An 11,796-nucleotide genomic window follows, 5' to 3' on the forward strand; every position below is an offset into this window, starting at 1 on the left:
GCATCGGCCACCCCCAGGCGATCCCCGCGCTCACCACCGCCCTCACCGACGACACCGATGCCAAAGTGCGCGGATCAGCCGCCAACGCTCTCGGCCACATCGGTGACCCGGGCGCCCTCGAAGCGCTCACCACCGCCCTCGCCGACGACACCGATGCCAATGTGCGCGGATCAGCTGCCAACGCTCTCGGCCGCATCGGCCACCCCCAGGCGATCCCCGCGCTCACCACCGCCCTCGCCGACGACACCGACGGCCACACCCGGACGTCCGCGGCCAACGCTCTCGGCCGCATCGGTGACCCGGGCGCCCTCGAAGCACTCACCACCGCCCTCGCCGACGACACCGACGGCCACACCAGAGGGGCGGCCGCCACTTCCCTCGGCCGCGTCAACGCCGCCGGTGCCCTTACCCCGCTCATCGACGCACTCCTCCGCGACACCAATGCCATCGTGCGGGGATCAGCCGCCAACGCTTTGGGGCACCTGGGCAACCCGGCAGCAGCGGAGGTCCTGCGGGCCACCATCGAGAACCCCGAGGAGACCTATCGAACCCGACGCGCCGCCGTAGCTTCCCTCACTCACCTGGACACCGGGGACGAGGCGTGGATCACCAAGGTTGCGGACCGGCTTAGGTTCACCGCTCGCGACAGGAACAGACGCGCCCTCCGCGGGGCGATCGTTGACCTTGTGGCCCACCGGGAGATCAATCCAAAGGCGAAGGACTGGCTAGTCAACGTAATTCACAAGGACAAGGACCCGAAAAACCGCACGACGGCCCTCGAAGGGCTGGCACGGGCAGGTCGGGCGGACGCGGAGCTGATCAAGTTCATCATCGCGCCCGAACATCCGCGGCCGGACAAGCGGCCCCGGGACAGCGACACGGGCGTTTTGGGCGCCGCAGGGGCGGCCGTCGTACGCGCCGCGGCAGACCAGCCGGCCTACACCGAATCCCTGCTCCCCAGCGTCGTCCACATGCTCACGCAGAGGGACACCCACAGGGCGGCAGTCATCACCCCGCTCACCCAACTGCGCCTGCTCCCCTTGCCCGTCGCCGACCGAACCTTCTCCCGCATCGTGCAGCTCATGGGCGACAACATGCCGGAGAACCCGCGCTTGGAGTCAGCACTGGCCGCCGAACGAGAGTCCCTGGCCGAGCGCAGGCGTGTGCAGGCCAATATCGATTCGTTCACCGCTAAGCCTGAGGCAGTACTCGCCGCGTTCCGCGAACACCGAAAGTCGAGGTTCGAAATGACCGCTTCCAGGATCGACGAGAAGTGTCACGTTGCCCTACTCACGGCCGTTCCCGTGGAGACTACGGCACTCTTCCATGTGCTCGACGAGCGCGGCATCATCAGAGAGCCGGTGCAACGCGACGGACGGTATTACCAGGTCTTCCAGCTGGTCCCCGCAGGTAAGCCTCCTATCCAAGTGATCACCACGCAGGCCACCAACCAGGGTGGCCAATCGGCGGCGGCGGTGACGCACGCCCTGCTGTCCACGTTCCGACCGGACCTAGTGTTCCTGGTTGGGGTGTGCGGCGGCTTCGACGAGAGGAACGTGTCGCTGGGGGACGTACTGCTCGCGCGTCAAGTGTTCGAATATGAACCGGAGAAGGTGCAACTGGAGGGCGGCGGCCTACGGCCGCAGGGGCACCTGACAGACGAACAGGTGCTGCGGCTCGTAGCCAGTCTCCACGCCGACGGCAAGCTGAACGCGTCGCTGGACGGCCGCAAGCTACTGACGAAGGACTTCGCGAGCGGCGAGAAGGTGATCGCTCGGCGAGATTCCGAATTGCGCGGCCAGTTGCTCGAGCTGTCCACCGAAATCGCCGGGGTGGAAACCGAGTCGCACGGGGTGCTGCACACGATCTGGGAGTGGTTTAAGGCGAAGGAATTCGTGGGCGGGACGATGCTTAAGTGCGTCAGTGACCTCGGTGACGAGGAGATGACCGTGGACAAGGAAGCCAAGCAGACTGAGGCCGCGCAGCGGGCGGCGCGGGTCGCACTGGACATAGTGGGGGCGTTCCACCGCGCGGACGCGTGAACCGTGCCGACCCACGGCGCGCTGAAACTGAACCCGAGCCGGTTCGGGTAGAACTCGGCCCAGTCGTCCCACTCCTCGCCGTCGGGGTACTCCCCGTGGCACTTGCGGACCAGGCCAAACAGGGTGCCGTCGCCCCCCACGGCGAACAGGGCAATCGCGATGTCGGCGAATCGCCGACCGGGCAGCAACTCCAGCCACTCCTCCAAGAGCTGCTGCGCGGCTGCCACCACCCGCGCCTTCGCGGGCCCGTCGGTGACCATTCCCACTGCCCGCCACCGCCCGGACCTGAAGTTCCCCAGAAGTTCCCCCGCTGAACTGGACAGCCTGATACTGGGACGGTTGGGTCCCGGAGGAAGCAGTCCAGGTAGTGAGTGGCAAGAGCAACATGAGCAAGCGGTACACGGCGGAGTTCAAGCGGGACGCGATCGCGCTCGTCCGGTCCTCGCCGCATCGGAACGTCACCGAGATCGCCCGGGAACTGGGAGTGAGCCCCGAGGGGCTGCGGGGCTGGGTCAAGCATGACCGCACCGACCGGGGCCAGGGGGCGCCAGGTGCACTGACCACGGCGGAGAAGGAAGAACTCCAGCGGCTGCGCCGGGAGAACCGGGAACAACAGCAGCAACACCGTTGCGTTTAGCTCTCTTGAAAATCCCGGTTGCTGACGAACGGCGGTTCATGCCGGGGTGTCGGCGGGGTGACGGTCACGTCGACGCCGAGCGCGGCGAGCTTGGTCAGCTCCGCCGAGCGCACGTCCATCCGCACCACCGGCCCGTCCACGCCCTGGTGCAGACCGGCGACCAGGTCGGCGGTGGCCGCCTCGAAGGTGCCGACGACGATCCGGTCGGGCCCGAGGAAGTCGGCCACCGCCTTGCCCTCGGCGGTGAACTCCGGGTTGGAGGCGTAGCCGACGTGCGCGAGACCGGCGCGGTCCAGGGCCTCGCGGATCCGGTCGCCGGTGCCGACCGGCACCGTGGACTTCACCACCACGGCCTTGAGGGCCGGTGCGGTCTTCAGCTCGTTCACCACGGACCAGACGCGGGAGAGGTCGGCGTCCCCGGCCGGGCCCGGCGGGGTGTCCACGCACACGTACGCCACCTCCGCCCCGGCCAGCGCGGCGACGGGGTCCAGGGTGAAGGTCAGCCGCCCCGCGTTGCGCAGGATCAGCTCACCCAGCCCCGGTTCGTGGAAGGGCACCTCGCCGCGGCCGAGGGCCTCGACCTTGGCGGGCACGATGTCGCGCACCACCACGCGGTGGCCGAGCTCGGCCAGGCACGCTCCGGTCACCAGGCCGATGTAGCCGGCGCCGAAGACGGCGATGGTGCGGGGGTCGGGGTGGGTGTCCATTCGCTCAGATCCGTTCTCGAAGGCATCGGCTGCAGGGACTGCCCAGCACTGTAGACCACCGTCCGGCCACGATTGAAATGATCAGATGATAAGTCAACTAGCTTGTCTGAGAGACTTGTTGATCGCGATACGCTCGATTCCCGGACACCCGAAGGAGCGATCCGCTTGACCAGCCCGACCACGACCATCGCCCCCGCCGACTTCGCCGCAGCCCTCCCCCCGCACGCCGTCTCAGCCACCGTGCTGGTCACCGACATCTCGGGCCGCATCCTGATGCTCCACCAGGCCCGCGCCTACCCCGGCCACCCCGCCTGGTGGCAGCTGCCCGGCGGACTCGGCGACCTCGGCGAGCAGCCCGCCCACACCGCCCGGCGCGAAGTCGAGGAGGAAACCGGCCTGCGCCCGACCGGCACCCTGCGCCCGCTCGTCATCGACTACCGCTCCGCCGCCGACGGCTGGCCCCCCGTGATCGACTTCGCCTTCGACACCGACCCCGTACCCGACGGCCAGCCCGTCCGGCTCAGCCCCGAGCACGACACCTACGCCTGGCACACCTACGACCAGTGGCTGCCCCACCTGCAGCCCGAGCAACGCGCCTGGTTCGCCTCCCTCTGGCACGCCCACACCACCCGCACGACCGCGCTGCTCACCGACGGCCGAGACGTCGCGGCCCCGACCGCCGCAGCGAGCGGCTGACCGAGGCCGCCGAGCTCCGGCTCACAGCACGAGCCGCTCCCGCCGCTCCCTCAAGAGGGCGGGCAGCCCGCCGCCGGGCCGTCCCGCCGTACCGAACGCGGCGGCGGCCAGGGCGAACGCCAGCAGGGACACCGTTCCGTCCGTCCGGGAGATCGGACGGTGGTCGCCGGCGATCAGCGCGGCCACCGCGGCCTGGACGCCGTCGGGGTAGCGCACCCGCTCCAGCAGCACCGCCAACTCCTGCGCCACCCGCGAGGGCGCCGCCGGTGCGGCGGCATCACCGGGGCCAGCGCCGGTTCGGCCCATCGCCTCGGCCAGCAGCTCTGCCAGCTTCAACTGCGCGATGTGGCGGACCAGGAGGTCCTGGCCCGTGAGCGCGTTCACCAGGGCGACCGCCTCCGCGCCGTCCCGCCGCGCGCAGGCTGCGACCAGGTCCACCGCGCACACCTCCCCGGCGACCTGTTCGGGGTTCGGCCGGCCCGGACTCCTGTGCATCGTCATGCCGTGCTCAACAGGCGGCCGGGGCGGAGTGTAGTGGGGACGGTCATCCGCTGCGCCGTCACCTTCACTCGATCGGGTGATCGAGCGCACGGGGACGGGGTGGGTCGCTACGGTGGGCAGGATCCGGGCGTCGGCCGCCCGGTCCGGAGAGGGGCGCGGCGGTGGCACGTACAGTGGCAGTGATGACGGTCGCCCAGGCCCGGAAGGCGATCGGGGAGGCCGTCAGCGCCCGGATCACCGAGCTGTTCGAAGCCGACCTCGCCAGGATGCGCGCCAGCGGCATCGACAAGGTCTATGCGAGGACCTGGCGGGGCTCCACCCTCCCTGGACACAACCCTTCGGCGGTCCCACCGGTCCCGACCGCCCTGGTGGCGACCGACCCGGCCTGGACCACGCCGGGCGTCATCTTCACCTGGAAGTCCGAGCGCGAGGAAGCCCCGTTCTTCCGCATCAACACCCCGCCGGTCTGGACCAGCCGCATCGCTCACCGCGGGCTGGCCGTGATCGACGGATTCCCGGTCACTGCGGTCCTGGAGTGGGACGACCAGCGCCCGGTCCTGATCCAGACCGTCGAACTGGACGGGCACTTCGACAACAGCATCCACGGCTGGCGGGCCTGGGCCTCCGACACCGTCCGCAACGTCGACTGGACCGACCCGGACCAGCCCACCACCACCCCGCAGCAGGAGCCAGCGAGCTGACGAGCCGTACGGCCGAAGAAAGGAAGACCATGGAGGAAGAAGTCGCGATCGAGAGCGCCCGGCAGGTCTGGCCCGAGGCGGAAGGGTTCAAGCCCGCTCCGGGCGGCTGGACCTTCCGCGTGGGAGGCGGCTACGCGTGGATCACGGACTCCGGCCAGGTGGCCACCGACCCCGAAGGCCTCCGCAGCCACGCAGCTCGGCGCATCGCGGCCAACGGCGCACCGATCACCAGCCGGTAGCCTGCTGGGCACGGCTCCCGGTGACTTGCACGAGCCGGGAGCCGTGCTCAAGCCCAGGACGCCGAACGCCCCTCGCCCGCCGGGCCGGTGGCAGACTGGAGGTCCAAGGCGGTGAGCACCGTGCCCGAGCAGCACAACGTGGTGACGATGGTGTGCGAGAACTGCGGCCGGACCTGCGACTGGAAACCCGTTCCCGGGCCGCAGATGCTCCTGGCCCTACTACGACCAGCCCCGTAGCCGGACGGCTGAGCAGGCGGCCATGATCGAGGCCGCCCCCGAGGCATTCGCCCACTTCTCGGCCTGAACCCGGGAGAGAAGATCAAGTAGAGGAGCCCGGTGGCCGCGCGGCCAATCCCGGGCCGGTCCAACTCACCAGCTCCGGGGAACCTGCCGACTCCGGTACACCTCCCACAGCGGCACCCGGCCGCCACCGCGCCGATACGGGTTCCCGGTCAGACCGATGATCCGGTGCTGCGCCACGGTGATGGTCCGGTGGCCGTGCACCGGCTGGAAGCGAAGGCCGCCTCGGCGGGCATCCCAGCCCGCCGGGTGGCCGAACAGGGTGTGCAGGCCGGTGGCACCCGCCGGTCCGGACTCGACGTGCAGGAGCATCACCTGCCAGTCGTAGGCCGGTTCCAGCAGGGTGGTCAGCTGCGGCGGCGCCAACTCGATGTCGGTGTCGTCCGGCACCCAGGTCCACTGGCCGCTCCGGAAGGCGTCCCGCCACATCGTCGTGGAGGCCGCACGGTGCCTCTCCGACCAGTGCGGCCGGTCCTGGGTGCCGCGGGCGGCGCGCTCCGCTGCGCGGGCGGTCCGGACGGAGGCCGACGGTTCGGGTGAGGGCCCGTCGGCCAAGGCGTCCTCGGTGAGGTACGGGTAGACGGTCCGCAGCAGGGCCAGGGTGCCGGGGCCCGGGTCGGCGGCGCGGGCGTCGTCCGGGCCGCCGGGCGTGATCCGGCCGTTCTGGTAGCGGGAGTGTGCCACGGCCTGGTCGACGGCATAGCGCGGGACGGAGAGCACCACGGCTTGGCCGGCGGTGCGGTCGTAGGGTTCGGTGTCCAGGTCGTCGGGGACGGCGGGGCCCAGCTGCGGGAACTGTGAGAGGTACGCGAGTTCCTCGTCACCCGGCTTCGTCAGGGGCCAGTCCCGCACGAGCAGCAGCGTCCGGCCGCCCTCTTCGGTCGCACCCGCAGCGAGAGCGTCTTCGAGGCGGGCACACCACGTGGTGACCGCCTCCCTCCACCACAGCCCCAGCAGGGCGTCGGCCCAGGCGGACGGCGTCGCGTACGAGCCGGCCGGGACGCGGGGCGGGGTGGGAAGGACCGTGACGTCCCGGACCCGGGCAGCGCCCCAGCGCTCCTGCGCCGCGGCCAGGGTGAGGGTGGCCGCAGCCTCGGCGCACCGCCCCTGGCGCCGGGCCGCGCTCCAGACTGTGCGCACCAGCGGCCACAGCGAGGTGTGAGCCAGGTCGTACCGGTGTTCTCGGCCGACGGCGGTGTCCAGGGCGCGGGAGGTGGCGTGGACGGCCGGGTCCTGCGCGATCGTGTCGCAGGCCCGGCTGATGGCGGCCGTCGTGTCGGCGGCCGGCGCGGCGGCCTGGTAGTCGGCCAGTGCCAGGTTCGAGCGCTCGATCACCGCGGTCCAGGCCGCGAGAGCGGTCCATGCCTGCTCTCCGACCTCGTCGTGGTCGAGCCAGGGCTTGAGCAGGGCGCGCACCGCCTCGTCGTCGTGGTGGGCTCCGGCTGCCAGGGCGCGGGCGTAGCCGGGCCAGGTCGTGGGCCCGGAGCCGTCGGCGAGGGCCCGGGCCCGGCGGTCCGCCTCGGTGATGGCCACGCAGGCGGTCCACAGGCCGCGCACCGGGTCGGGAAGGGCGGCGGCCGGTACGCACTTCGCGCAGACGCCGTCCAGCAGGTCGAGGAAAGGGACCTCGGCGTCTTCGTCGGCTTTCAAGCCGTGGGCGTGCGGGCACCCGCCGCCCCACCGGTGCCGGATCAGGTTCGCGGTGGCGACGTGCCACTTGCCGCTGCCCCGCCGGGCCAGCGGAACGGTGGCGTTCAGGACCGCGGGGAGGTCGACACCTGCTTGCTCCAGGGCCCTGCGGTCGGGCGCCGCGGCACCGTGTCGCTGGCTCACCGGCTGCTCCCTCCGCGGACACTGTGATCAGCGTAGCCACCCCGCCGGGCTGCCCTGGACCGTCACGGACGCCGGTACGACGCCCTGCTGTCTCGCACCTGCGTGGCACAGGTGTCCCGTCGCACCGAACCTTGAGCGAATCTCACCAAAGACTGACGGATCGCAGTTCGTCTCGCCGAAGGTTAAGTACGCAGGAGGGCGTTGCCGCAGGGATCCGAGGGCCTGTCTCCTCACCGTCCCCGCGTTTGCCGAAAGCCTGGGAGGATTCCTCGCCGGTCTGCCATCGTCTTTCCACGACCTGCGGCGCAGCCGGTGCTCAGACCTCAGCGAGACGGCTCAAGTTCGGTGCCCGGCGCGGGACGCGCGGTCAGTCGGGGTCCCCGACTACGCTCGGCCGGGCAGATGCAGACCAGCACACGGGTGCCAGCAACGGGTGGAAGTGAGCGTACGTATGGCGATAGCCGTTCCGGCGTCCCACGGGCGGGTTCCGGTAGCGGACGCCGAGCAGTTCGCAGCCGCCCGCGGGAACCGGGTCTCGGCATTCGTCACCCGGGAGAACCGGGGGCAGGGCCAGCGGTGCCAGTGGGACCTGGTGTCGCTGACCGGGCGGACGGACGCCGAGCGTGCGGCAGTGGCCTGGATCATCGCCGAGGCAGTGATGCGGCAGCGGTGCGGACCGGTACACAAGGCGTTCCGGACCTGGCGGGATGCCACGCTGGCCGGCGTGCGCCTGAGCGGTCTGGACCGGGAGCTGGTGCTGGCCTTCGCCAGCCCAGTATTCAAGCCACAGGACGACCCGGACGCGGATCCGCACCACGGAGTTCCCGGGCACGTGGGGGAGTGGTTGTGGTACCTCTTGGCCCTAGAGCAGCCGGACCTGCCCGCGCGGGCCCGGGAGTACCTGGCCGAGCCGAAGGAGACCGTCACCGACTCCGGCGGTGACGGCCTGGTCATCTACCGGGTGCCCCAGGCGCCCGGCCCGGAATTCGTCTTCCGACTGTGGGAGATGAAGAAGTACACCGGCGGCGAGGACTCGGTCAGCACCACTGTCCGCGGTGCCTGGGACCAGCTCGCCGAGCACGGCGCGCGGTACGTGACCTCGCAGATCGCGTGGGCCTACAAGCACGTATCCGCAGATGCGGGGGACTTCGTCAGCCAGCTCGCGGAGCTGTGGCTGAGCGGGGATCCGCGCAGCGGCGCCGGTGTGAGCGTGGCCACCAACGCCTCTGCCGCGCCCCGGCAGCGCGCCTTCACCCGCTCGCACGAGCGGATCCCGCTGCTGGCCCATGACGGCCAGCTCGAAGGGTTGATCATCGCCGTCGACGACTTCACCGACTTCGCCACCCACGTCCAGGAGTTTGTGTGGACCGCACTGTAGACCCGCAGGTCCTCTCCGTCGCGCTCGGACAGCATCAGCCTGGGCTCCTGCCGACCCCAGCCGAGCTCGCTGCGCTGATCGCCGACGTCGAGGTCGACGCGATCCGCTCGGAGTTCGCCGTCTCCGAGGAACTGCTGGGCACGGCCTGGTACCTGCACGGCGTCGCCGCGGCTGCCGCGGGCACCGAGCTGTACGACCCCGTCCGCCGCCAGCACGCGTTCGCCGTCAGCGCCCACGTAATGGACCTGGCCCTGAGCGACCCTCGCAACCAGCCCGACACCGCCGCCGACCAGCCACGCCTCGACACCCCCGCAGGCCCGGACATCGTCGCCGATCAGCCGCCGGCCCGGCCCCTGGATCCGCAGACTGTCAGAGCCCGCCGCCTCGACCTCGCGTTCGCCGCACAGATCGGCTACCGCCGCTGCGACCAGGACCCCAACGCATCCGCCGTCTTCCGCCAGGTCTCCGGCCTCTTGATCACCGATGACGTTCTCGCGTCGCACCTGAACACCCTCGCCGTCGAGGCCGCGGTGGCGTTCTTGAGCATGCAGCGCCGGCCGCTGACCCGGGTGCTGCGCGCATGGCGTCGGCAGCTTCGCGACCTGCAGCGCCTCGCCGAGGTCAACACCCTGCGCGGCACCATGTACGGGCCGGCCCAGGATGTGATCGAAGCCGTCCACCACCTGACGCTCTACCTCACCCGCGCCGACGCTGGTGCGCTGGAACGGGCCGAGGCCCACCTCCGGGCCGTTGTGACCGGTACCGCGGGCGGCGACCGCTCGGCCCGGTGGGTCGCCGCCCACCTTCTGGAACTCCTGGACGACCTGCGTGCCGGAAGCCTCAACCAGCTCCTGCCGCCCGGTGCCCCGCCAGCCCTCGCCCAGGCCTTCACACTGTCCGACCCGCCGGTCATGACGCTGTGGCCGCCCCAGCGCGAACTGCTGAACAACGCCCACGCTCTGGACCCGTCCACCTCCCGCCTGCTGATCAGTGTGCCCACCAGCGCCGGTAAGACCCTCATGGCGCAGCTGGTGATCTGCGCGCACCTGGCGGCCGACACCGGACGCAGACGGGTTCTGTACGTCTCCCCGCTGCGCAGCTTGGGCCGCGAGATGCGCCAAGCTCTGCGGGCCCGACTGCGAATCCTGGGCCGCAAGCTCGGCGAGGACCTACCGGAGTTCCCCGCCCCCGGCGCCCCCACCGCGACGGCCGACGCCGATGTCGACGTACTCACCCCGGAGCGGCTGATGCACGCGCTGCGGCAGGACGCGAACGCCGCCCTGGAAGACGTGGGCCTGATCGTCGTCGACGAAGCGCACCATATGGCTCATGACGAGCGCGGCTTCGTCTTGGAGGGACTACTGGCCTTCTGTCAGGCCCTGCCGGACCCGCCGCGGCTGATCCTGCTGTCGGCGGCCGTCGGCAACCACGGGGCGCTGGCGGCCTGGCTCGACCCCGACCAGCCCCCCGAGAGCTTGGTCTTCACCCGCCAATGGCGCGGCCCGCGCCGACTCCACGGCCTGCTCACCCCCCACGAACTGCCCGGCCTGGTCCGCACCCAGCGGCCACCGCGCAAGAACCAGGTCCGCAATAGCGAAGCCGCCATCCCCATGGCTCTACAGATCAGCCTGCGCCCCACCGCCGCGACCAAGCCATCCGTGATGAGGACCGGCACCCAGGGCGACCGCGTCTACGCCGAAAAGTTTCACGGCGACAAGAGCACAACCGTGCCCGCCAAGAGCATCAAGAACTACGAACTGTTCGCGGTCGGCGCGGCCGTGCTCTGCCGGGCAGGCAGCGTGCTGATGGTCTGCCCGTCGCGCGTCGCCACCCGCAACACGGCCCGTGCTGTCGCCGACCGGCTCCCCGAACATCCCCCCGCGGCTACCCTGGCCGACTTCCTGGCGGCCACCCTTGGCGCTGACCACCCGATCGTTGAGTGCGTCCGGCACGGCGTCGCCTACCACCACGCGCAACTGCCTGCCGAGGTCCTCCACGCGGTCGAGGACGCACTGCGCGCTGACCAACTGAAGGTGATCTGCTGCACCAGCACCCTCACCGATGGCGTCAACCTGCCGGTGCGCTCCGTCATCATCAATGACGAGGTCGACGACGGCCGGACTCGCACCTGGTCGGGACAGCGGCAGATGGGTCCGGCCCAACTGCTCAACGCCGTCGGCCGTGCGGGCCGGGCCGGTCGGGAGAGCGAGGGCTGGATCTTGCTCACCCGCCACCGCCCCCCGCATGCCTCCGACTTCGCCCTGCTCGAACCGGGGGCGGACCGCCTGCAGGTCCTGTCCGCGCTCGGCACCGCCGACGCTCTGGCAGCCTTGGCCGCAGCCGAGCATCTGATCGCCCAGACTGCGGACGCGGTCTTCCGGCTCGCCGAAGACCATGCGGCGAACTTCGTCTCCTACGTCTGGTTCACCCTCGACGCGCTCTCTCGCATCCCCACCCTCACCGCGCGGCCCCCGCTGGCGGCGGTGCACAACCTGCTGGCGATGCGGCAGCTCCCCCCCGACCTCCAACAGCGCTGGCTGGCCCTGGCTGCCAGGACCGCCGAGCAGTACGAAGCCGCCGAATCTGCAGCCCGGCGCCGGTGGGCCACGCCGGGTACCAGCATCGGAACCGCCCGGCGACTCGACATCCTCGCCGAAGCCCTCACTGTGTGAGCTTTGCCCCGTGACGTGGACACCCCTGACACTTGGATCTCGTAGATCCAGGAAGGGAAGTCCAGATGGGACGTCCGTCGAAGTACTCGG

Annotated in this window: 11 protein-coding genes; 8 read left to right on the top strand and 3 right to left on the bottom strand. The window is 70.8% G+C overall.

Going from position 1 to position 11,796, the window contains the following annotated elements; translation table 11 throughout:
• Together ACIBH3_RS34570 and ACIBH3_RS34575 are read left to right on the top strand one after the other, a co-directional pair.
• Nucleotides 1-2,042 (top strand): HEAT repeat domain-containing protein (locus ACIBH3_RS34570; protein ID WP_396316089.1); only part of this gene is annotated, 2,042 nt, incomplete at its 5' end.
• Nucleotides 2,043-2,409: 367 nt separating this feature from the next.
• Nucleotides 2,410-2,679, top strand: coding sequence for a transposase (locus ACIBH3_RS34575; RefSeq protein WP_396316090.1), 270 nt, complete (start codon nucleotides 2,410-2,412; stop codon nucleotides 2,677-2,679).
• On the opposite strand, the gene ACIBH3_RS34580 is transcribed toward ACIBH3_RS34575, so the two are convergent.
• On the bottom strand, nucleotides 2,676-3,386 hold the full coding sequence (locus tag ACIBH3_RS34580; RefSeq protein WP_396316091.1) for a hypothetical protein: 711 nt from the start codon (nucleotides 3,384-3,386) through the stop codon (nucleotides 2,676-2,678). The genes ACIBH3_RS34575 and ACIBH3_RS34580 overlap by 4 nt on opposite strands.
• A gap of 165 nt (nucleotides 3,387-3,551) precedes the next feature.
• On the opposite strand from ACIBH3_RS34580, the gene ACIBH3_RS34585 reads away from it, so the two are divergent.
• Nucleotides 3,552-4,082 carry an NUDIX hydrolase gene (locus ACIBH3_RS34585; protein WP_396316092.1) on the top strand — a complete coding sequence of 177 codons (531 nt, stop codon included), beginning with the start codon at nucleotides 3,552-3,554 and terminating at the stop codon, nucleotides 4,080-4,082.
• Between the two features lie 21 nt (nucleotides 4,083-4,103).
• On the opposite strand, the gene ACIBH3_RS34590 is transcribed toward ACIBH3_RS34585, so the two are convergent.
• Entirely contained in the window at nucleotides 4,104-4,583 is a 480-nt protein-coding gene (locus tag ACIBH3_RS34590; RefSeq protein ID WP_396316093.1) for a hypothetical protein, read from the bottom strand.
• Between the two features lie 182 nt (nucleotides 4,584-4,765).
• On the opposite strand from ACIBH3_RS34590, the gene ACIBH3_RS34595 reads away from it, so the two are divergent.
• The 3 genes from ACIBH3_RS34595 (at nucleotide 4,766) to ACIBH3_RS34605 (ending at nucleotide 5,760) form a co-directional block, all read left to right on the top strand.
• The gene (locus ACIBH3_RS34595) at nucleotides 4,766-5,284 is read left to right on the top strand and encodes a hypothetical protein (protein ID WP_396316094.1); all 519 of its coding nucleotides are present in this window, start codon (nucleotides 4,766-4,768) and stop codon (nucleotides 5,282-5,284) included.
• A gap of 29 nt (nucleotides 5,285-5,313) precedes the next feature.
• Nucleotides 5,314-5,523 (top strand): hypothetical protein, encoded by a 210-nt coding sequence (locus ACIBH3_RS34600; protein ID WP_396316095.1) that lies wholly within the window; start codon nucleotides 5,314-5,316, stop codon nucleotides 5,521-5,523.
• A gap of 111 nt (nucleotides 5,524-5,634) precedes the next feature.
• Nucleotides 5,635-5,760: a hypothetical protein gene (locus ACIBH3_RS34605; RefSeq protein ID WP_396316096.1), complete on the top strand. Its 126-nt coding sequence runs from the start codon at nucleotides 5,635-5,637 to the stop codon at nucleotides 5,758-5,760.
• Between the two features lie 132 nt (nucleotides 5,761-5,892).
• Here the strand turns inward: ACIBH3_RS34605 and ACIBH3_RS34610 are convergent, their stop codons facing one another.
• Complete coding sequence (locus ACIBH3_RS34610) at nucleotides 5,893-7,656, bottom strand: hypothetical protein (protein WP_396316097.1); 1,764 nt, start codon at nucleotides 7,654-7,656, stop codon at nucleotides 5,893-5,895.
• A gap of 451 nt (nucleotides 7,657-8,107) precedes the next feature.
• On the opposite strand from ACIBH3_RS34610, the gene ACIBH3_RS34615 reads away from it, so the two are divergent.
• Together ACIBH3_RS34615 and ACIBH3_RS34620 are read left to right on the top strand one after the other, a co-directional pair.
• Nucleotides 8,108-9,034: a hypothetical protein gene (locus ACIBH3_RS34615; protein WP_396316098.1), complete on the top strand. Its 927-nt coding sequence runs from the start codon at nucleotides 8,108-8,110 to the stop codon at nucleotides 9,032-9,034.
• Nucleotides 9,019-11,706, top strand: a complete 2,688-nt coding sequence (locus tag ACIBH3_RS34620) for a DEAD/DEAH box helicase (protein WP_396316099.1) — start codon at nucleotides 9,019-9,021, stop codon at nucleotides 11,704-11,706. The genes ACIBH3_RS34615 and ACIBH3_RS34620 overlap by 16 nt, the downstream gene beginning before the upstream one ends.
• Nucleotides 11,707-11,796 lie beyond the last annotated feature (90 nt).

This window comes from Kitasatospora sp. NPDC050543 (genome assembly GCF_044457565.1).
Taxonomy (GTDB): domain Bacteria; phylum Actinomycetota; class Actinomycetes; order Streptomycetales; family Streptomycetaceae; genus Kitasatospora.